Source organism: Haliscomenobacter sp. (assembly GCF_041740695.1).
Lineage (GTDB): Bacteria > Bacteroidota > Bacteroidia > Chitinophagales > Saprospiraceae > Haliscomenobacter.
In genome coordinates this window covers 19511-39929 of the sequence record NZ_JBGSLK010000127.1, presented here as the reverse complement: position 1 = coordinate 39929, position 20419 = coordinate 19511, and the positions used below count along the sequence as shown (strand labels likewise).

Annotated in this window: 16 protein-coding genes; 7 read left to right on the top strand and 9 right to left on the bottom strand. The window is 48.0% G+C overall.

Annotated features, from left to right (window positions below; genetic code table 11):
- Positions 1–89 precede the first annotated feature (89 nt).
- On the bottom strand, positions 90–1358 hold the full coding sequence (locus ACEW9O_RS25685; RefSeq protein ID WP_373553088.1) for an adenylosuccinate synthase: 1269 nt from the start codon (positions 1356–1358) through the stop codon (positions 90–92).
- 209 nt (positions 1359–1567) lie between these two features.
- On the opposite strand from ACEW9O_RS25685, the gene ACEW9O_RS25680 reads away from it, so the two are divergent.
- The 5 genes from ACEW9O_RS25680 (at position 1568) to ACEW9O_RS25660 (ending at position 4954) form a co-directional block, all read left to right on the top strand.
- Positions 1568–2137 carry a Crp/Fnr family transcriptional regulator gene (locus ACEW9O_RS25680; protein WP_373553087.1) on the top strand — a complete coding sequence of 190 codons (570 nt, stop codon included), beginning with the start codon at positions 1568–1570 and terminating at the stop codon, positions 2135–2137.
- Between the two features lie 68 nt (positions 2138–2205).
- The gene (locus tag ACEW9O_RS25675) at positions 2206–2835 is read left to right on the top strand and encodes a hypothetical protein (RefSeq protein ID WP_373553086.1); all 630 of its coding nucleotides are present in this window, start codon (positions 2206–2208) and stop codon (positions 2833–2835) included.
- Positions 2836–3187: 352 nt separating this feature from the next.
- Positions 3188–3727 (top strand): hypothetical protein, encoded by a 540-nt coding sequence (locus ACEW9O_RS25670; RefSeq protein WP_373553085.1) that lies wholly within the window; start codon positions 3188–3190, stop codon positions 3725–3727.
- Positions 3728–3750: 23 nt separating this feature from the next.
- The gene (locus ACEW9O_RS25665) at positions 3751–4182 is read left to right on the top strand and encodes a hypothetical protein (RefSeq protein ID WP_373553084.1); all 432 of its coding nucleotides are present in this window, start codon (positions 3751–3753) and stop codon (positions 4180–4182) included.
- A gap of 19 nt (positions 4183–4201) precedes the next feature.
- Positions 4202–4954: a uracil-DNA glycosylase family protein gene (locus ACEW9O_RS25660; protein WP_373553083.1), complete on the top strand. Its 753-nt coding sequence runs from the start codon at positions 4202–4204 to the stop codon at positions 4952–4954.
- 8 nt (positions 4955–4962) lie between these two features.
- On the opposite strand, the gene ACEW9O_RS25655 is transcribed toward ACEW9O_RS25660, so the two are convergent.
- The 3 genes from ACEW9O_RS25655 to ACEW9O_RS25645 all read right to left on the bottom strand — a co-directional run bounded on the left by ACEW9O_RS25655 (position 4963) and on the right by ACEW9O_RS25645 (position 10981).
- The gene (locus ACEW9O_RS25655; RefSeq protein WP_373553082.1) at positions 4963–6378 is read right to left on the bottom strand and encodes a hypothetical protein; all 1416 of its coding nucleotides are present in this window, start codon (positions 6376–6378) and stop codon (positions 4963–4965) included.
- A gap of 420 nt (positions 6379–6798) precedes the next feature.
- Positions 6799–8826 carry a PKD domain-containing protein gene (locus ACEW9O_RS25650; protein WP_373553081.1) on the bottom strand — a complete coding sequence of 676 codons (2028 nt, stop codon included), beginning with the start codon at positions 8824–8826 and terminating at the stop codon, positions 6799–6801.
- A gap of 391 nt (positions 8827–9217) precedes the next feature.
- Entirely contained in the window at positions 9218–10981 is a 1764-nt protein-coding gene (locus ACEW9O_RS25645; protein WP_373553080.1) for a hypothetical protein, read from the bottom strand.
- A gap of 53 nt (positions 10982–11034) precedes the next feature.
- Between ACEW9O_RS25645 and ACEW9O_RS25640 the strand changes: the two genes are divergently transcribed.
- Complete coding sequence (locus ACEW9O_RS25640; protein ID WP_373553079.1) at positions 11035–12399, top strand: peroxiredoxin family protein; 1365 nt, start codon at positions 11035–11037, stop codon at positions 12397–12399.
- An 81-nt stretch (positions 12400–12480) separates the two neighbouring features.
- Here the strand turns inward: ACEW9O_RS25640 and ACEW9O_RS25635 are convergent, their stop codons facing one another.
- The 5 genes from ACEW9O_RS25635 to aspS form a co-directional block, all read right to left on the bottom strand.
- Positions 12481–13611, bottom strand: coding sequence for an AAA family ATPase (locus ACEW9O_RS25635; RefSeq protein WP_373553078.1), 1131 nt, complete (start codon positions 13609–13611; stop codon positions 12481–12483).
- Complete coding sequence (locus ACEW9O_RS25630; RefSeq protein WP_373553077.1) at positions 13520–14212, bottom strand: RNA ligase family protein; 693 nt, start codon at positions 14210–14212, stop codon at positions 13520–13522. The genes ACEW9O_RS25635 and ACEW9O_RS25630 overlap by 92 nt, the downstream gene beginning before the upstream one ends.
- A gap of 155 nt (positions 14213–14367) precedes the next feature.
- Positions 14368–15507 (bottom strand): DUF2911 domain-containing protein, encoded by a 1140-nt coding sequence (locus tag ACEW9O_RS25625; protein WP_373553076.1) that lies wholly within the window; start codon positions 15505–15507, stop codon positions 14368–14370.
- 244 nt (positions 15508–15751) lie between these two features.
- Positions 15752–16582 carry a tetratricopeptide repeat protein gene (locus ACEW9O_RS25620; protein ID WP_373553075.1) on the bottom strand — a complete coding sequence of 277 codons (831 nt, stop codon included), beginning with the start codon at positions 16580–16582 and terminating at the stop codon, positions 15752–15754.
- Between the two features lie 196 nt (positions 16583–16778).
- Positions 16779–18542, bottom strand: a complete 1764-nt coding sequence (gene aspS, locus ACEW9O_RS25615; RefSeq protein ID WP_373553074.1) for an aspartate--tRNA ligase — start codon at positions 18540–18542, stop codon at positions 16779–16781.
- 586 nt (positions 18543–19128) lie between these two features.
- Here aspS and hemA point away from each other — a divergent pair.
- Positions 19129–20361 carry a glutamyl-tRNA reductase gene (gene hemA, locus ACEW9O_RS25610; protein ID WP_373553073.1) on the top strand — a complete coding sequence of 411 codons (1233 nt, stop codon included), beginning with the start codon at positions 19129–19131 and terminating at the stop codon, positions 20359–20361.
- Positions 20362–20419 lie beyond the last annotated feature (58 nt).

The window sequence follows — 20419 nt, the reverse complement described above, 5'->3', positions numbered from 1 at the left end:
GCGAGTAATTTTGACGAAGTCCTTGTCTAAGTCGCTCGCGGTAGCCTAAACCTCCCTAAACCTTCTCAACCTCCCTAAACCTTCTCAACTCACTTCAAAATCAAACTCGCCCGCTCCGGTCCCACCGAAATGATGGTAACTGGTACCCCCAAGTAACGCTCCAGCGCTTCCAGGTAAGTACGGGCAGTATCGGGCAATGCCGAATATTCGATGCCAGCCGGAAGCGATTGTTGCCAACCAGCGAAGGCTTCATATACGGGCTCAACTTCTTCATCACAAAGATCGAAGGGCAACTGATCGGTCAATTGGCCATTGATTTTGTAATGTGTGGCAGCGTAGATGGTTTCAAAAATATTGAGTACGTCTAGTTTGGTCACGTTCAGTTGGGTAACCCCATTGAGCATGATGGTATACTTGAGCTGGGGCAGATCGATCCAGCCGCAACGACGAGGCCGGCCAGTGGTGGCACCAAATTCGGCACCTTCCTTGCGCAGCAATTCACCCGTTTCATCGTGCAACTCGGTGGGGAATGGTCCTGAACCCACGCGGGTGCAATAAGCTTTGGTGATGCCGATTACCTCCTTGATGGTCGAAGGCGCTACCCCCAAACCCGTACAAACCCCGGCGGTGATGGTATTGGAAGAAGTGACAAAAGGGTAGGTCCCGAAGTCGATGTCGAGCATGGAGCCCTGGGCACCTTCAGCCAGGATCCGTTTGCCTTCCGCCAGAGCCTGATTGATGAAGTATTCACAATCCACCAGGTTCAGGGAACGCAGCATTTGCAGGCTGTCCATCCATTTTTTTTCTTCGACTTCGAGGTCGAATTCTACTGCAGGATATTGCCCCAGCAGCATCAGATGCTTCTGCTTGAGGGTTTCGTATTTTTCCAAAAAATTGGGAGACATGACGTCACCTACCCTCAGGCCATTGCGCCCGGTTTTGTCCATGTAGGTTGGGCCAATTCCGCGCAGAGTAGAACCAATTTTGGCTTTGCCCTTCGCGTTTTCGGAAGCAGCGTCCAAATAGCGGTGGGTGGGCAAAATCAAATGAGCCTTGCGGGCAACGAACAGGCGGCTGTGATAATCCACACCAACTTCAACCAGTTTTTCGATTTCCTTTTCCAGCGTGATGGGGTCCAACACCACTCCATTGCCAATCAGGTTGATCAGCTCATCGCGGAAAATACCGGAAGGGATGGTGTGCAGGACAAATTTTTTGCCATCAAACTTGAGGGTGTGCCCGGCATTGGGGCCTCCCTGGAAACGGGCGACAATGTTGTATTTTGGGGCCAGGTAGTCCACAATTTTACCCTTTCCTTCATCGCCCCACTGGAGGCCCAAGAGTACATCGATTCCCATAAGGTTGTGTATAAATTATAAAAACCTAACTGACCAGCGGTCGGTTAGGTTTTTATTGATTAGTGCTTAGGCTTTAGGCCCATTTTGTGCTGAATAAGTTTTTACGGCGCAATGTAGAGAGAAAAGTTGAATTGAAATAGTGAAAGGGGGAAAACTTGCGGGGTGAAACCGGGATAGTGTGTATTTTTAAGGCTAAATACCACTCAGGCATGATTGCGGAAATTTTGAAACAAACGGGAAACTTTAATGAAGAGCAGGCACAATTGTTTGAATCCAAAATTGTGTACCGCAAACTGAGCAAGGATGAAATAGTCTTGCCCGAGGGAGCAGTCTGCACTTCTGTATTTTACAACCTGAGTGGTGCCCTTTATCAATTCAATTACAAAGCGGACAACGAATTAAACGTGATCGACCTGCACCTGGATCAGGAATGGTTTTTGAATGCCAGCAGTTTTTTTAACCAAAAACCTTCGGATTCTTGCATCAAAGCTTTTACAGATTGTTCGATTTTTGAATTGTCTGTGTTTCGTTTGCATGAACTCATTGCGTTATCGCCAGTCTTCTTACAACTGGGTAAAGTGCTGGACCAAGCCACGGGCAGGGTTCGTTTTTTTGACAACCTGATGACTCCGCTTCAGAAATACCAATACGTGTTGGACCAGCGCCCCGGTTTGATCCAACAATTTCCGCTCAAGATCATTGCTGCTTACCTGAAAATTACGCCTGAAACCCTGAGCAGGGTGCGCGATAAATTGTCCAAAGGCAAAGGTCGTTCTTGATTTTGATCAAGTGTAGTTAGGCTGTAGTTGGCTTACCTTTGAGCTACAGCTTCTTAAAACCACAAATTATGGACTTTCAATTCAAACGGACTTCAGGCATCAGCCTGATTATCGGCTCTTTATTGCTCATTGCGACGATGGTTTTGCACCCCAGCGGCGGTAGTGTGGAGCACATTTTGCACGTGTACAATGTCATTGTGGGCTCCCATTCCTTGGCCATTTTGTGTTTGCCTTTTATTGGGTTTGGGTTTTATGGCATCTCGGTTGCTTTGCATACGGATAGCAGAGTGTCGACACTGGCGTTTATGATGGCTGCTTTGGGCCTGGTCGCAGCCTTGGTCGCTGCAACGATCAATGGCCTGACTTTGCCTATGTTTTTATCCCATTCAACGGAGGCGATTAAGGCTCAACCAGAGGTGGTTCAATCCATCGTCAGATACGGTGCTGCCATCAATCAACCGATGGATTATGTGTTTATTGGTTCTATCCTTCTGGCCATGGGCATTTGGTCAGTGCTGATCCTGCGGACAGCGGTTTTTCCGAAATGGACGGGCTATTGGGGGATTTTGCTCTTGTTATTGGTGCTGATCGGGCTGGTCATGAGGTTTAATTTTATTGATTTGACCGGGTTTCGGATTTTCATTTTTGGGTTGGTGAGCTGGATTGTGAGTATGGGGGTGTTGATGATGCGGAGGTAGGTAGGGGAGACTCAGAGCGGCATATTTTTTAGCACAAAGAAAAAAACAAGGGGCACGGAGGGCACAAAGACCGTCAACGTCTAACTTGGTGTCCTTTGTGCTCCTTGGTGTTTCCTTTATGAAAATAGTGTCGCTTTGGGCTTAGTTCTATTGATGGGATTGGTGAATTGGGATGAGTTTGGGTGATTATATAGATACGATATCGACCTTTTATCGATAAACTAAAAACTAACTTAATTAGATTTCTAAGAATTATTAGTTGAGCAAAGAAAATTAACAACATTTAGTCAAAAAACTTGCCTTTTTGGCCTAAAAAATATATGTTTGAATTCTTTTTTAAACCCTACAAAAAATGAATACTGCAACGCTGCCCTCGGCTCCTAAACCAGCACCAAAAATTCCTGAGACTCAACCTCAGAAACCTCGTCGCAACCATTGGTGGCTTATTTTTTTTGCTTTTGCTGGTATTTATGCAGCATTCAATGTAGAAGATTTTGATTTTTTGGTTGAGAAAGATGGCGGATACGATCTTTCCCCCCAGCGAAAGAAAAAATACCAAAAGGAATCTGAAGAGCTAGATAATGCTGAACAATATGTAATTTATGCCTTGAAACCAGGCTATTACCCATGTTATAACTGTGGAGAAAGTAGCTTGATTTATTTGAATGCAGGCGAGGTCTGGAAATACGGAGTAACTAAAATTGGCCAAAATCGAAGGTATTCAATCGGTGAAATTCCCGAAAATCTACAATACAAGAGAGAATACATCGGGGACTATGGAACTTGCTTAAAACTGGAAAAGTACAAAATATATCATTATGCATTATTGCCAGAGAACTTAAGCAGAGCTATCCCCCTGATCCGTCCACCTGGAAACAAGGTTGATCTTTAAAAAAAATGATTTAAATTGCAACTATGAATGCACAAGCAACGCAACAACCTTCTCCAATTTATACGACCAGTGCGATTTGGCATGAAGTGCCGGATGCAAAGGCTTACCAGGTTTTGCAGCTTTCGGAGTTTTTGAACACCAAAATTGACCTCAAATCCTTTGGGGATGGACTAGCTCGCATTTGGTTTGTTGCCATCATTATGCAACCAGAAGATAAGATACACAGCAATAAAATCGTGTTTCATCGTAAAACCAATGTATTGGAAGTTTACTGGAGGATGGACTACGAGCGGGTGATGGCGGCGACTATTCCCGAGTTTAAAGCTTATTTGGCTGCGTTTTTTGTTGAGGTGTTAAAAGATGCGCTGGAAAAGAAGAAGGTGAAGGGGTTTGATGTGGATGGATTTATTGTCTCTATCGGAAAAGTTCTGAAAGAGTGGATTCATCTTGTTTAAATGTGAAATTTTATTATAAATGACTAAAGAAGAGATTTATAAGCAGCTAGTTGAAAGAAGAAAAGCCTGTTTTTTTTGTAGAGAATTCGGGATGAAAAATCAGGCGGAATTTCCACATTATGACACGCAGGAAATTGGTAATCTTACGACTTGGTCAAATAACCTACGCTCTAAAATACTGATTGTTGGTCAAGACTTTTACCATCAAAATGGCTTTTTGGCTCAACATGGACAGGTTCAATTTGGTGAAGAATTAAGTGGCACAGATGATAAAAAGGGTTATTCTACCAAAACTAATTATTATTTGAAAACACTTATTGATCATCTACTTGAGGAATTTAGACTTAGCCCTCCTAGAAATGATGGTAAAAATTCAAATAATCCTTTATTCTTGACTAATGCTGTTTTATGTTTGAAATCAGGTAATGCAAGCAGTAAGATTGAGGAAAAGTGTTATAGTAACTGTGCAACGAAGTTTCTCGATCCACTCATTAATATGCTCAAACCTGAACTAAAAGTAATTATAACACTAGGAAAACCTGCAGCCTTATCCGTCCTTAGTATTTTTGAAAAAAAGGCAGCAAATCTGGTTAACTTAAGAACTCATAGCATGAATGAGTTGCTGGCGAAAAGCTACATAAAAGTTAGTGATTCAGAACCAGCTATTTTTATGCTTTATCATCCTTCTAGATTCCATTTAAATAGGTCATTTGTTGATCATGTTAACGATTGGCTGAAGGTTAAAGATTACATCATAAATATTTCTACCTAAATCACCCCTCACTTCGCCACCCACACATTCCACAACTCCTTCACGCTCGGCCCCAGGCACCGACTCCGCTCCATCGCCGGGATTTTCGACTGGCAGGTTTTCACCATGTCAAAAGCAAAAGGCTCCAGGCGGCAACGGTAATTGTCGAGGTAAATGATGTTGGCTTTGGTGTTTTCGGCCAGACAGAGGTATTCGGCGAAAGCGTCGGTATTGTCGGAGGTGGTGCTCAGGAACGTGAGTACATTGACAGCGATGCCTTTGGCCGCCAACTCGCTGGCCCACTCACAAATGTCCATGCCACCCTCGCGGCAGGTATTGGCCCCATCACTGATGAGGAAAATACTCTTGCTGCGTGTGGGGTCATCCGAAAATAGCTCCGGGCAACGCAACAACATGGTCAGCAGGGGTGTAGTGCCATCGGGAATGAGAAAGCGCAATTTGCTGCGCAGATCCACCCGGTTGATGCCCCCCGAAGCAAACCACAAATCGGGCGGACTATCACATACGCCTCCAATCGTACCAATCCCCAATTCAATACTGGTATCAATTTCAGGCAGGATTTTCAGGCACAAATCCTTCATTGCCGTAAAACGATCCGCCCCATAACACACCACTTTTTCCATCACCATCGAGCCGGAAATGTCCAGCAAAAAAACCATCTCGTCGTAATTGTTCAGCTTCAGGTCGCTGATGATGGTTTTGTGCATGTTGACGAAAGTGGGTTTGTATTCCCGGCGTTGAACCTGGTTGGAATCGGCTTCGGGCAAAATGGAACTGACCTTCAGGGTATCCGCCAATTGCAGGTAATTGTGCAGCGCCACTGTATTTTCGGGGTCTGCTTTGACGGCCGCTTCAAAGGCCACAAAGGCTTTTTCCATGTCCCGCCGATGCACGTGGTAATGCAAGGGTTGGTAATTGCGCCGATGGGCATTGCGCCCCTGATTCAGCAAAATCGCCTTGCCCAAGGCGTTGTAATACACACTCAGCAGCGATTTTTGTGGGATTTTCTGTTGCATCGCCACAGCATCACGTAACAAGGGCAACGCCTCACCATAGCGATCGGCATAACTGAAACTCATGCCCAGAAAAAAGGTCGCCATCGCCAGTTTTTGTTGGCGCTCCTGGTCGTTAGGGGCGACGAGCTGACGGGCTTTCTCCAATACTTTTTTGGCCTCGCTGGCATTGCCCAAACGCCCCAAGCATAACCCATGCGCCAGCGCAAAACTGAAATTTTCCGGAAAAAGGTGAAAAGCGCGTTGAAAATTGCCACTGGCCTGGCGGTATTTGCCTTCGGCATATTGGAGTGAGCCTTGGTAATGTAGGCGGTAGGCTTGTTTGTCGGGGGGGAGAAAGGAAGGGTTGATTGGTTCTGCCTTTTCGCGCAACGTGAGCCCCGCTAGGGGCGCGATATGGGTAGAAGACAACAGCCTCGAAGTTTTCCCGAGTCCCGTAGGGACGTGATGTGGGTATCTGGAAGGGGATAATACCCATATCGCGTCCCTGACGGGACTCGGGAAACTTCGGGAATCACCATTTGCTACCCAAATTTCGCCCCTAGCGGGGCTTCTAGCTTTACCCTGCTCCGTATCCATCACCCCAAAACTGCCTAAAAATAGCAATACCAAGGAGTAAAACTGTGTAGTTCTCTTCATAAGTAAGTCGGTGTTGAAAAAACAATAGCCTAAGAAGGTGTTTGAGTTTATATCGCGAAAGCGAGAAGGAGGCTATTTGAAGTCAAATGAGGCACGAAAAGCGGAGTTTAGCAGCGCTAAATGAGCATTTTCGGAACGAAATTTGGCTTCAAATAGGCCCTTCGGAGCTCGCGATATAAATTCAAACACCTTCTAAATCTTAAAACTCAAATACCCCGCCAAATAATACCTCGGCTCCTGGGTCAAGCGCAACACATTGCGCAAACCCAACGCTGGGCCCCGGCGCACCAAGCCCAATTGAATATCGGCAAATACGCTAAAATCCCAGCGCGTAAGATCACCGCGATCTAAAGTTTTTTGCTCCCGGCTGAAACTCAATTCCTGGAATACATCACCCTTTTGGCAATTGCCAGTGGCGTCAATTTTACAAAAAGAAGTACGCCGCCCAATGGTGTACGAACTGGCCGTAAACTGCTCGGTTTGCACCGAAGCCACCACCCCAACACCTATACCCATCCAGTCGCTCAGGTTTTTGCGCAACTGCAAGGGCACCGCCGACAGGGTCTGGAATTCCTGGTGCCCAGGGCCATTGGCCCGCACCAGTGAATCCACCACGACATCAATGACTCGCCCACCCAACTGCGTGGTTGTTTGGCGGGTAGATTGGTGTAAAATAAAACCATCTGCTGGAAAATCCAACCTTCCGGTGGTAGCGGGGAAAATTTCCACCTGCAAGTAGGGCTTGTAGGGTTTGAATGGTGAAAGGGTCAACCCGGCGAAGGTGCTGTTCAAGCCTGGTTTGTCCAAAAAAACATTTTGCCCCAACATAGCCCCCAGCGACCAGCCTGGTTTAAAATGAGTGCGGGCATGGTTGGTCACAATCGGCGGATTGCGGTCAAAAACAATACTCGCTTGACTATCAAAGGGATATTTTTTCATTTTTCGCCCCGCCTCGATGCGGTATTTGACAAAACCCTTGGTAGAATCGCGGTCGCTTATCCCATCTTGTTTGGTACCGGGCAAGTAGATGTTGCGAAAAGTAAAAATCAGTTTATCCTCCTTGATCGTTGTATCCAAACAACTCAGGGCAGCGGCGGCAGCATCTGGACAAACCAGACAGGGTGGGTACATGTCCAGCACCCTAAGTCCAGTTGCTTCCATACCCCGGGGTACTCCGGTGGTAATTTGAATGGTACTGGCTGGGCCTTCGCCATTGTTTTGGAAATTCACTTTGTAAGTCAAACCCTTGCCTTTGACGCCACGGAAGCTCATCTTTTTGCGCGATACGGCGATGTTGTTGGGGTCGTGTGAAGCCAGGATTTCCATTTCCAAGGTAACTTTGGAGGTGCTGCCGTTGTCGCCCAAGTATAGAGCGTCCACCGTGATGATGGCATTCGTATCGGCTAGCATCGCAGGGGTAGCTTGCAGGGAAACGAACAGGTTGCGTTTTTCACCGCGCTTCAGGTTGCTAAAACGCCAGGTTTTTTGCTGGCTGTAGGTGTTCAGACTTTCTTGCACCAATTGGTTGGGCAGCGCTGGAAGCATCCAATTGGCCCAGGCGCGCTCATCCACGCTGGCCCAAAGATTTTGGCTTTGGTAGCGGGCGGGTGAAAAACTGATGTCGGGGCCACTGCCATCCGTTTCACCATAATGGGTCCGGCTTTGCAAAAAGGAAAAATGCGGCTGACGGTATTCTCTTTGGTTGAAAAAAAGGTGCAACTCGCCAGATGTGTTGGCCTCATCGAGATTGGCGTAGGTCAGCACAAATACCAATTCTTCGTCGGGTCGGGGATTGCGGATGGCGCGCAGGTTCAGTATTTTTTCTTTTGGCGTCACCGGAAACCCGGGCGAATTGCTGGCCAGGTAGCTGGCTTGATCGTTGACTTCGTTGCGCTTGGGACGGGTTTTGGGCGATTTGCCTTTGTCGTATTTCCCGGTAGCCCAGAGTTGCGCTTCAAAGGCACCATTGCGGGTGTAAGTATGGCTGGGCGATTTGTCGAAACTATAAGCCCCATCGCCAAATTCCCAATAGTACTCGTAATAAGGGAGCGGGGCACCTGGAATGGCTTGCTGGCTGGGTAAAATGGGAGCGAAAAGGTAAGTGCCTCCTTGTTGTTGGACACTGAAATCGGCACTGGGTTCAGGGGTGACGGGTTGCGCCCATAGGCAGATGGGTAGAACCAATAGTCCAAAAAGCAGGTGGGTGGATGGTTTTCTCATGGAATAAGGTATTTGGTGTTGTTGATACAAGCACAGGTACTCACTAGGCAATTCTCAAAAATAAGCTTTTCCGACCGAGCATGAAACAAAATGAGCAAGGCCCATTTTAATAGCTCACATTACGCAGTTAGTAAGCAGCTTCGCTGCTTTTTTTTAACACGACGGCACAACGTAACGACGACACGACGATTAGCTACCGCTACAACCCAACGCCAAGCGTTGGGACACTCAGCGCACAGCGCTGAGAACGTCTTGTCGTCGTTTCGTTGGCCGTCGTGTTAAAAAGATTTGGTGAAGCCGAATCCAATCCATTCTTTGTGTTTAAGCAGTTACTAAGTCTTTTGATACAAAGGCAAGTATTGTGGGTGAATAAGAATCGATATTGCTGCTCCTAAAACAAGCTCACATAACCAAAATGCACCTTTGGCCCAGCAAAGTCAATCGCAGTTCCCGTACGTGCCCCAAAAGCCAGGCTCAGCCCAAACAAACCCGCTCGGGTTTCAAAAGTAATGCCCGCTCCAAAACCAAAAGCACGGTAATCCTCCTGCACAATCGTGGTCCGATTAGCAACCCAGGCATAATCTCCAAAGGTGTACAAAAAAGAATTGCGGCTCAGCAGTAGGCGGTATTCCGCCGAACCCACCGCATAATGGGTCGCAAAAATGAATTCTTCATCAAAACCCCGCAACAGCCGATTGCCCCCGATGCGGAATTGCTCATTTTGGTAAATGGCCTGGTTGGTGATCGTCCAGCCGGTGCTGGCTTTGAGCTTGAGGGTGGTGTTTTTGCCAACAGGCAAATAAGTTTCGGTTTCGCTCAGCAGGCGGTATTGAAAACTGCGCAGTTGCAGGGTGTCGTAGAGGAAGCCCAAGCCGAGCTCGTTGATGCGGCTATTGGGTAAGATTTTTTTAGTTCCTGCCCCTCCACGTCCTAAAATCGCCCACCCACGCCGAGGGTTGAAGCGGTAATCCAAGGCTTGTTGCTGAAATTCCAAGCCAAAGGAAGATTGACTCACATCCAGGGTGGGAGGAAGCATTCGGGAATCGAGCAACTGCACTTCATTCAACTGCAACAAACGGGAGCTGCGCTGATTCCAAAATACCTTGAAATAATTCCCCCCTTCAAACAAGTACTGCACCCCAAAATCCAAATCCAGGTCTAAAAAGGCCGTATCCCGGCGGTACAAATGCAATTTGAAATCGGTGCCAATGGGTAGATTGGCCAAAAAAGGATAATTGAACTGCACATCCAGCCGAGGGCTGGTGGGGCGCAATTGTTCAAAACGTGCATAAAGCCGCTCCCCACGTCCAAACTGATTTTGCAACTCCCCCTCAAAGCTCCCCGTCACCAATAGCCTTTTGACCTGCTGGCTATTGGGCAATACCCCGATGATGAAGTCAAAACGACTGGCTTTTTGACGGGTCAAATCCAACACCACCAAGGCGCGTGAGCCAATGAATTCCACCTCCGGGTCGGATTTTAATTGCAAAAAAGGCAATTCCTGAATGCGCTCCCGGATGCGTTCCACCCGCGATTGATCGTAAACTTGTTTGCGCTGAAATCCCAGGTAAGATTGCAAATAAGTGGGGGCGATATTAGCATCACCTCGAATGAGTAGAGTGTCAAAGTAAATCAAATCTCCCTTGTCCAAACGCATTTGAGCATCGAACCAACCGGGGCGTACCTGCACACTGTCGAGTCGGATTTGGGCAAAGGGGTAACCTTGGCTAGTGGCTTGGCGCAGCAGCGCTTTTTGGGCTTGCTCCAGTTTTGTTAGGTCAAATCCGCCTTTTTTTTTCAGCAAATCATTTGCTACACTGCGCCACCAATCTGCTGGAATGCCCCGAGGGATCAGTTGCCCCCACCGATAGGGCAGGCCCAAATGCAGCCAGGCCAGCGCACTGGAGTCGCGATAAGTGACACTGTCTACCGAGGCTTCCAGGTACGCACGTTGCTGTAGATCGAGCACCAGGCGTTGGAGGCTGCTTCGTAGGGAAAGGCTATCCGTGTAGGTGTAAGCGCTCAGATTGAAGTCGACAGGTAAGGGGGCGTCACTTTGCAGATTTAGCTTTTTTTGCGCCCATAGCATTTGGCTCACGTCGCAAAGGCAACATAAAAGCAAAATCAAACGCAGTGAGCCCAAAACTTTAAACATTCTTTAAGACCTTGATTAAGCGTTAACTGTTAAATTTGCATCAAATTTAAGCGATGAAGTCTTTTCAATACATCTTTTTGATGCTCAGCTTGCTGGCGGCAAGTTTTGTAGCACAAGCACAGGAGAAAGTAAAAATCCGTTGTGAACTCAACGGTTGTCAGGGTTCCCTGGCTTTGTTTACCTTCGACGGGGTTACTTTCCAGGAAGCACAACGCGTGATGGCTACCCCTACTAACGGAAATGTCTACGAGTTCAGTCTCAATAAATCGGAGCCTAAATTTTATTATGTCGGCCCCTTTGCCAATAACGCGCGTCCGATTTTGTTGGGTAGTGAAACGGGGGTCGTGATCAAAGGGGATTGTGGAAACATCCGGCAGGCTTCTGTGATTGGTTCTGCCATCAACATGGACTACGAAAAGGTGAAGGTTCGCATCACCAACCACAACACCCAACACGGCATGGGCCTGCGCGAATGGGCTATGGCAAAAGATGATGCCGCCAAAAAAGCGGGAGTAGAAGGGTTAAAAGCAATAGACGATAAAAAACTCGCGCTGCTGGATTCTTTGAAAAAAGCCAATCCGCTTTTGGCCAGAGTAGTAGCCATCAATACTTATGTGTCGTACCCCAACAACTCGACCGGATACAATGACGAGTTGTCTTATTTTGCCAACGAGTTTTTCCATTTTGTAGACTTCAAAGATGCGGGCTACAACGGCATGCCCTGGGTATACGAAAACTTCAGCGCTTATGCTCAAACCCTGGGTGGGGTAGGTATACCTCCCACCGAAATCAAAAAATACCTGGACCAGATGTTGGCCAAATTCCCAGAAGGAAGTGGTGCCCAACAAATGGCCATGGCGGGTGTAATGGCGGGTTTGCAAAAACGAAAAAGTGCAGGCTATATGGAGTACGCGCAGCGCTTCATCAAAACTTATGCTGAAAAATCACCAAAAGCGGTCGCTGCGGTACAAGAGGAGTTGAATCGGGCCATGCGCTTGATGACGGGCGCGGTGGCACCCGATTTCGCCCAGGCTACCCCCGAAGGTAAAGACCTCAAACTAAGTGACATGCGCGGCAAATATGTCCTGATCGACTTTTGGGCAAGTTGGTGTGGCCCTTGCCGCCAGGAAAACCCCAATGTGGTGCGCATGTACGAGCAATACAAAGACAAAGGTTTTGACATCCTCAGCGTCAGTCTCGACAGTGCCCGCGACCGCTGGTTGCAAGCGATTGAGGCTGACAAGTTGACCTGGAAGCACGTCAGCGATCTCAAAGGTTGGAGCAATGAGGTCGCGCAGATGTACGAAGTATCGGGCATCCCCAAAACCTTCCTGATTGATCCACAAGGGAAAATCATCGCGACGGATTTGCGGGGGCCGAGTTTGGAGGCGAAGTTGAAGGAGTTGTTGGAGCGGTAGCAGTGATTAAGAAAAAGATGGAGGTTCCTATTGCTCAGGGAGGAGTGGTAGGAACCTTTGTGTTTTGGGGCTATTTTGATCCTAGCCTCGCACCCACCTCACCTCATGCCCTTCACCCACCAGCGGCATATCCAATTGGCCAATCATCCTTGCCAAAATGCTACTCTTGATGTCCTCTTTCCGCCGACTAAAAATATTCTCCTGGCTTGTTTCCAGGTAAACGATGCTGAAACGGGGATTGTACACCCGCAGCGCATTGTGCAGGCGGGCGCGTAGTTCCGAAGTCAGGTTGGTGCTGTTCCATACAAAGGATTTTTTGCGGCGGCAAAATTCCTTGGCGCGTTCGTACGCCAATTGGGCCACTTTGCCCTGCCCGTCGCGGTCGTCGGGGCGGATTTTGAGCTCGCGCCGAATTTCATCCAGGCTTACGATGGGGAGATGGGCGTAGTTTTTGGCGTAAAAAGTGTCCTTTCCACTGCCCGCTATCCCCGACAAGATGACCACTTCAAAAGTTGTATCGTCAAAAATCTCCACCGGATAAGTTTCTTCCGACCAAAAGTAGCGGTAGCGGCTATGCGCGTTGAACCAGGTGGCTTCCTGTTCAAAACAATGGTTGTCGAGGCAAAGCTCACGAAACAAGTCGGCCCGGTACAACAATTCATCACAAGTAGCACTGATGCGGCCCAGGACATCGGCTTTGGCCAACAGGTAAGTCAGTTCATTGCGCACCCGCCAACTGGCTAGAATGGCAGCGCGGATGGGGTCGGATTTGTCCATGATCCAGAGAGGGAGACCGTGTTGGCGTACCAATGCACACACCTCTTCTCGAAACCCAATCTCACAATCCCAGAGGATTTCCCGGGCTACTTTTTCTCCAATCTTAGCGTGCCGAGGCGAACTGATTTTGCCATTTTCAATTACTGTACACTGCGGTTTAGCCACATCGTGCAACAAAGCCGCGTGGAACAACAAACTTTGCTCACGCTCCGCTAATTCCTGGAAAGCAGGCAGTGCCAGCAGGGCTTCGATCACCATGCGGGTATGCGTCCACACGTCGCCTTCGGCATGGTGCTCCGGTTCCTGGGGGCAAGTGCGCATGGGGGCGACCCAGTCGAAAGACTCAATCAGCGCCCAATTCACCTGTTGTTGCTGAAAAATCTGGCCGTTCAAACCAAAGTTGGGCCCTTTGCCAGTTGCGCGTCCAGTGTTCATCGGTTTGTACATGGTTTTTGCGAACGTACTTCAGCACGTTGGTGGAAAAATCGGATTCGGGAAAAGTGGCGGCATTGCGGCAAACGACGCCTTCACTCTCCCCGCCAAAATGGCTACCTCGTGCTTGTTGTTCGGCAATGATGTTTGCCAATTGTGTCTTGGAAAAACTGCCCCGTTCCAAAACAGGCACTGTCGGTAGATCGAGCAATTGTGCATACCACTCCACTTCATCCCAGGCTAGCCATTGGCCATTGTCGCGTAAGGCAAAAATGTAGAAATAGCTGTCCAGCCGTTCGTAGGTAATGCTGTGGATGGCATAGAGGTTTTCGCCAAAAATATGCAAGTCGCCCAGGGATTGCCCCACCCGCTCCCAAATTTCCCAAATGGGTTTGGCCCAGGGATTTTGGTTCACAGCGCCGTGGGAGCGCGCGTAGATGCCATTGACTTTGAGGCAGGTGTTTTCTCCATCCAGTTTTTCGGTAATGACGATCTCGTTGGTCAGGAGGGCCTGCCATTCGTCTTGAATGCGATCGTCGTTGACGGCACCTTCGGAAAAGGGGAAGTGATAGGTGCGCGGGTATTTTTCGGATGGTGTTTCCATGGGATGCCGTTTGTTGTGGGGAGGAACGACGGATGGATGGAAAAGGTTCCCATCGTAGGGGTAGTCCTACGTGGCTGCCCCCTACAGGTTGCCCATATTACTGCCCTGCAATTGTAATAGGGGCAACCACTGAGGGTTGCCCCTACGACGGGAATTTAATTCATATCCTTGTTTTCCTTGAGCTTGGCAATCGCCCCTTCCATTTGTGTCTTCTGCTGGGCATTCGACGCTTTGGGCAAGGCCAGATTGGCGTATTTCAAGGCATTTTTATAGTCACCCACTGCCGAGTAACCGCGTGCCAGCCCAAAAAGCGTCATGTACTCCTCTGGAAAACGCTGGTTGTTGAGTTTGAAAATTTCCAGGGCCTCCTGATTTTTTTTGCTCGCTTGCAAGCCACGGGCATACATGTGGATGTCCTGCATACCTGCGGTAGGTTCTTTGATGGCCTCCTTCATGATGGTGGCGGCTTCGTCATTGCGCCCCATTACCGTCAGGATTTGGGCCTTGTTGGACAAAGTTTGGAAATTGCGTAGGCCGATGTATTTTTTGCTGATGGCAGCCTCGGCCCAGGCCAGGCCTTCTTCCAGGGCTACCTTGTTTTGGGCACAAAATTGTGAAGCGCTGATAAAGCTGTTGTAATCAAAACCAGGTTCATTTTCCAACTCCTGCCGGATTTTAGCCAGGTAGTAGTCATTGACCTTGGGGACAGTCACTTTGAAGGGCACTGCCAGTTTTTCCCAACGCATTCTTACGGTACAACCATTTGGCATACGATCATCGAACTCGTAAGTCAACCATTCGGTGTAGGCGTGGGCCTGTGGTTTTACGCTTACCCGCAGGGCGTCTTCACTTTGCTTGTAAAAGTAGCTGCCCCAGGCCGTATGGTTTTTGGAAAAAATGATCACCCACTCGTCTTTGCCGGGGATCATGTGTAGGCCATACTTGCCTGCGGGCAATGCTTTGCCTTCGATCATAACATCGTGGGATACCGCAAAAACGGTGTTCTCATTGGCGCCAGCGCGCCAGGGCATTAAGTTTTTTTCATCACTCAGGCCAAAATCGAGGTTACTGAGGCCATAGGGCACCAATTCGCCCCAGATTTTGCCCGTGCGGTCTTCGCCATTGGCACCGTGTACATCGGGACTGCCCCACATCACGACAGCTCTGACGAGGCCGATGTTTTGTACGACTTCACATTTCTGGTTGTCACCACTGGGTGGAAGCGTGATTTGGGCCTTCAAAAGGGTAACACTAGTAACAGTCAAAAAAAGAAGGGTGATTAAATGTTTGCACATATCATATGTATTTTAGGTAAAAAATGACGGCGTATTTGAGCCCTGGTGACTCAAATTCTTCATGCAGCAAGTTTTGTGGAGACGATTTTAGAATAACCCTCAGCGGAGTTATTTTAGAGCAGCTTAACTTAGAACTTCTAGACAACTTTTGTGGCCTTAGCGCCGTGTATTCATCCAACTATTTGGCAAAAATAAACATTTTTCTCAAAAATAAAACTTTTCAAATCTTTAACTTTTTAAACTCTTAATGCCGTTCCAAGGCGTAATACTGCCTTAAGGTGATGATTGTCCAAGCACGGAGCACTTGTTCTACATGCGCTTCTTGTCTGGCAGCGATGGCGACGACGAGGTTTTCGTCTTCTTTTTGGAACAGGTCTCCGCTGTAAAACTCTTGTAATTTGTCGTTGTACACCTGTTTTTGCACCCGTGCTGATTTGGACCAGATTTCAAAACCCAAATGTGCTTCAACACACAGGCGTTCCAGCGTTTGGATGTCCTTTTTCGTCGGGCTTTCCAACCAACAAGAGAAGGTAAAATAGAGGGAGCGCTGCTGAATGCCCAGTTCGGCATGTACCGGATAGCGGCGGCGTTTGGCCACATTGTAGCCAATGACTTGTCGGTCAAAAACCACGATGTCCAAAAAATGGCGGTCAGAATCGGGGTGGGGGATGCTGGTGATTTGCGCCCGAGCTGGGTCAAGTGGTTTGGCCCAGATCAGTTCAAAGATGCCACTGTGATTGAGTTGTAGAGAAATTAGCGCGTCGCGTGGGTTGCTGGGGCCAAATTTTGACCATACTGACTTGGCCAATCGCTCTTTTCCCAGGGCTACTGCGGTAATCCCCAAAGTCCACCAGGTGTCCGCGAGACTGGCATCGAGGGAAAGGGCTTTTTTGGCATAATGCAGCGCTGGTTTCCACTCTGCCCGTTTTTTATAAATCTCCGCCAACTGTACATATGCTTCTACTACCTCGGGAGCCAGCTTAATGCAGCGCTTGTACAACTTCACTGCGTTGTACACATCGCCGCGGGCATCGTATTCGCGGGCTTGGGCGAGCAAGAGGGCATGATCGGACATGGTTGTTGTTCTAGAGATCTTTCTGCTGCAATAATAGGAAATAAGTAACAGCAAGGGATAAGGAACGGAAATAAAATAAAGTAAACTTTTGACTGGCTTTTTTCCGATTTTGATAAACAGAAAGTCCTTGAGCAAAAAAACAATGCCCAAGGACTCATTAAAACGTCAGCTTTAATTAGCTTATTTTTGACTACTACTAAGGCTTCACAGTCGTTGCTAAATTCAATTCCTTCAACTGTGCATCCGCAATCCCCGAAGGTGCATCAATCATCATATCTCTTCCTTGATTGTTCTTCGGGAAAGCGATAAAGTCGCGGATTGAGTTTTGGCCATTCATCACCGAGCAGAGGCGGTCAAAACCGAAGGCGATACCCCCGTGGGGTGGTGCTCCAAACTCAAACGCACCCAGTAAGAAGCCAAACTGTGCTTCAGCTTCTTCGTCGCTAAAGCCCAAAAGGCTGAAGTTTTTCATTTGTAAGTCGCGGTCGAAGATCCGAATCGAACCACCGCCAATTTCGACGCCGTTTAGTACCAAATCGTAGGCATCAGCCCGCAAACCTTTCAGGATATTGCGGTCGTCGGAGGCCATTTTGGCCACGTCGTCGGGTTTAGGCGAGGTGAAGGGGTGGTGCATGGCGTAAAAACGCTCGGTGTCTTCGTCCCATTCCAGTAGTGGGAAGTCCAGTACCCAGAGTGGTTTGAAGTCGCCAGCTTTCATCAAGCCCATGCGGCGACCCATTTCCAAGCGCAATTCACCCAGTTGTTTGCGGGCTTTTTCTTCTTCGCCAGACATGATGAGCATCAAGTCCCCGGGTTGAGCATCTAGGTGTTTGGCCCAATCGCGGAGTTGATCTTCCGTGAAAAACTTATCTACCGAAGATTTTAAGGTTCCGTCGGCATTGTAGCGGACGTAAACCAAACCTTTGGCACCAATTTGTGGACGTTTCACCCAATCGGTCAGTTCATCCACCTGCTTGCGGGTGTAATCAGCCTGGCCTGTAGCATTGATACCGACAATCAACTCGGCGCTGTCAAATACCACAAAACCTTTCCCTTTGGCCAGATCGGTCAGGTCGGCGAAAGGCATGCCGAAGCGCAAGTCGGGTTTATCTGAACCATACAGGCGTAGGGCATCGTCGTAGGACATCCTTGGGAAATCGCCCAATTCCAGTCCCAGTGTATGCAAAAACAAGTGGCGGGTCAGCGCCTCGAAGGTATTCAAAATGTCTTCGCGGGTGACAAAAGCCATCTCGCAGTCGATTTGCGTGAACTCCGGCTGGCGATCAGCACGCAAGTCTTCATCCCGGAAACACTTCACGATCTGGAAGTAGCGGTCAAATCCGGCTACCATCAAAATTTGCTTGAAGGTTTGTGGAGATTGGGGCAAAGCGTAGAACTGCCCTGGGTTCATGCGGCTAGGCACCACAAAGTCGCGGGCACCTTCTGGTGTACTTTTGATCAAAAAAGGTGTTTCGACCTCAATGAAGTTTTGATCAGACAAAAACTTGCGTACTTCCAGCGCCAATTTGGAGCGGAAGATCAGGTTATTTTGCACTGGGCTGCGCCGCAAATCCAGGTAGCGGTATTTCATGCGGATATCGTCGCCGCCGTCGGTTTCGTCTTCAATGGTAAAAGGAGGCACTTTAGAAGCATTGAGTACCCGGAAGGCCTGAGCTACAATTTCAATGTCTCCGGTAGCCCGATTGGGGTTTTTATTGCTGCGTTCACGCACGGTACCTTCAATCTCGATGACGAATTCCCGGCCCAATTTTCGGGCTTGTTCGCACAACTCCGCGTTTTCTTCCATGCTGAACACCAACTGGGTAATGCCGTAACGGTCTCGCAGATCCAAAAAGGTCATGGCACCAAAATCACGGGTGGTTTGCACCCATCCACTCAATTTTACAGTCTTACTGACATCGGCGATACGCAGGTCGCCGCAGGTATGCGTACGGTACATAAAAAATGTTTTAGTGGCGCAAAAGTAAGCCTTTAGGAACGGAAAAGAAATAAAAGCGCAGATTTGACTCGGCTATTTTTTGATTTGGCCAGGCGCGAGGAAGGCGCATAGCGGGCCTACGCAACTGACGAGTAACGCAGCAAAATCAAAAAAGAGCCCAAGCGAAATGCGATTTTATTTCTTTTCCGTTCCTTTCCGTCATAAGAAGGTCAAAATACTTTTGGAAATGGCAAATTTGAAATTGTTTTGACACAAAATCGAATCCGACCTTAAATTTATTGCGTTTATATCAGCGAAAAGAGATGACTTTTGTCAGCGCGAGCGAAAAATCAGCGTCGTTCTTTTGTAGGGAAAATGTCAAGGAATTCAAGGTCTCTGAAATGCAATTTAGATTTTGTCCAAATAATCGAATCGCCTAATGTTGTTACAGAACCGTGACATTATTTCCCAAGCGGCAATCTATTTTTGCATCGTTCATTCAATAGACACCGTAAGACCGGATAAAAAGTCATTCATCCCAAACCCTTGCGAGAATTAACCGCTTAGTAATTCAACAGTGTCATTTCTTTTTTAAGCAAACAAGGTTATGTTAGACAATTACAAAATCCTTACGGTCACCCACAAGCGTGTAAATTTACACAGCATCAGCGAGTTTGTGGTCAAAACCTCCGACCCCTCGGCGTTGAAGATGCGCCTACAGGGCCTTAAGGATCAGTTTGGTTTGGATGAGCTATTGTACTTGTCTACTTGCAATCGGGTAATGTACTTCTTTCACACCGAGCGTAAATTGGACTTGGTTTTTGCCGTAGAGTTTTTCAAACAAGTCAATCCACAACTTAAGGATGAAGTTCTAGGCACCCTGGACGATACTGTCCAGATCCTGGAAGGTATGGATGCGCTGGAGCATTACTTTACCGTTTCTGCTTCGATGGATTCGATGGTGATTGGCGAGCGCCAGATTTTGGGTCAACTCCGCGATGCCTACGACCAATGCAAAGAATGGGGCCTCATCGGTGACAACTTGCGTATGGCCATGGATCAGGCCGTAGCAGTGGCCAAATCAATCTACTCCAATACCCGCATCGGCGATAAGCCTGTTTCGATCGCATCACTGGCCATCCAAAAAATGATGCGTTACCACCTGCCCAAGGAGGCGCGGATTCTGATTGTGGGAGCTGGCCAGACCAATACATTGATCGCCAAGTTTTTGGACAAACACCACTTCAGCGAAGTAACGGTGTTCAACCGTACCGTTTCCAAGGCGGAAGAAATTGCTGCTATTTTTCCCCACGGTCGTGCTTTTGACCTGGATGCGCTGCACAACTACAGCGAAGGTTTTGATGCGCTAATCGTATGTACTTCGGCTACCGAACCTGTGATTACTCCCGAGCTCTACCCACAATTGCTGAATGGGGAAGCCGGTGCTAAAGTTCTAATCGACTTATCCATTCCTCATAATATTGCTCCTGAAGTAGTGAGCAACTACGACAATCACTACATCGAAATTGAAGGTCTGCGTGCCTTGGCTAAAGAAAACCTCGCTTTCCGCGAATGCGAGGTGCAAAAAGCCAAAGCAATGCTGGAAGATTTCATCGAAGAACTGCCCAAAGTATTCCAACAACGCCGTTTGGAAATCGCCATGCGTCAGGTTCCCGTTGAAATCAAAGCCGTAAAAGATCGGGCACTGAACGAAGTATTCCACAAAGAAGTGGCACAGTTGGATACCAATACCCGTGATTTGCTAGAGCGCATGCTGGAGTACATGGAGAAAAAATGCATTGGCATTCCGATGAAAGCAGCTAAAGAAGTGATTTTTTAGTTCTGAGCCACCAATAAAGTATCTTACATTCTGAACAATATTTCCTATCTCCTTTGCA

Excerpts from the sequence above, each read along its gene's own strand:
- ACEW9O_RS25685 (WP_373553088.1), bottom strand. The coding sequence starts at position 1,358 with ATGGGAATCGATGTACTCTTGGGCCTCCAGTGGGGCGATGAAGGAAAG.
- ACEW9O_RS25680 (WP_373553087.1), top strand. The coding sequence starts at position 1,568 with ATGATTGCGGAAATTTTGAAACAAACGGGAAACTTTAATGAAGAGCAG.
- ACEW9O_RS25675 (WP_373553086.1), top strand. The coding sequence starts at position 2,206 with ATGGACTTTCAATTCAAACGGACTTCAGGCATCAGCCTGATTATCGGC.
- ACEW9O_RS25670 (WP_373553085.1), top strand. The coding sequence starts at position 3,188 with ATGAATACTGCAACGCTGCCCTCGGCTCCTAAACCAGCACCAAAAATT.
- ACEW9O_RS25665 (WP_373553084.1), top strand. The coding sequence starts at position 3,751 with ATGAATGCACAAGCAACGCAACAACCTTCTCCAATTTATACGACCAGT.
- ACEW9O_RS25660 (WP_373553083.1), top strand. The coding sequence starts at position 4,202 with ATGACTAAAGAAGAGATTTATAAGCAGCTAGTTGAAAGAAGAAAAGCC.
- ACEW9O_RS25650 (WP_373553081.1), bottom strand. The coding sequence starts at position 8,826 with ATGAGAAAACCATCCACCCACCTGCTTTTTGGACTATTGGTTCTACCC.
- ACEW9O_RS25645 (WP_373553080.1), bottom strand. The coding sequence starts at position 10,981 with ATGTTTAAAGTTTTGGGCTCACTGCGTTTGATTTTGCTTTTATGTTGC.
- ACEW9O_RS25640 (WP_373553079.1), top strand. The coding sequence starts at position 11,035 with ATGAAGTCTTTTCAATACATCTTTTTGATGCTCAGCTTGCTGGCGGCA.
- ACEW9O_RS25635 (WP_373553078.1), bottom strand. The coding sequence starts at position 13,611 with ATGAACACTGGACGCGCAACTGGCAAAGGGCCCAACTTTGGTTTGAAC.
- ACEW9O_RS25630 (WP_373553077.1), bottom strand. The coding sequence starts at position 14,212 with ATGGAAACACCATCCGAAAAATACCCGCGCACCTATCACTTCCCCTTT.
- ACEW9O_RS25625 (WP_373553076.1), bottom strand. The coding sequence starts at position 15,507 with ATGTGCAAACATTTAATCACCCTTCTTTTTTTGACTGTTACTAGTGTT.
- ACEW9O_RS25620 (WP_373553075.1), bottom strand. The coding sequence starts at position 16,582 with ATGTCCGATCATGCCCTCTTGCTCGCCCAAGCCCGCGAATACGATGCC.
- aspS (WP_373553074.1), bottom strand. The coding sequence starts at position 18,542 with ATGTACCGTACGCATACCTGCGGCGACCTGCGTATCGCCGATGTCAGT.
- hemA (WP_373553073.1), top strand. The coding sequence starts at position 19,129 with ATGTTAGACAATTACAAAATCCTTACGGTCACCCACAAGCGTGTAAAT.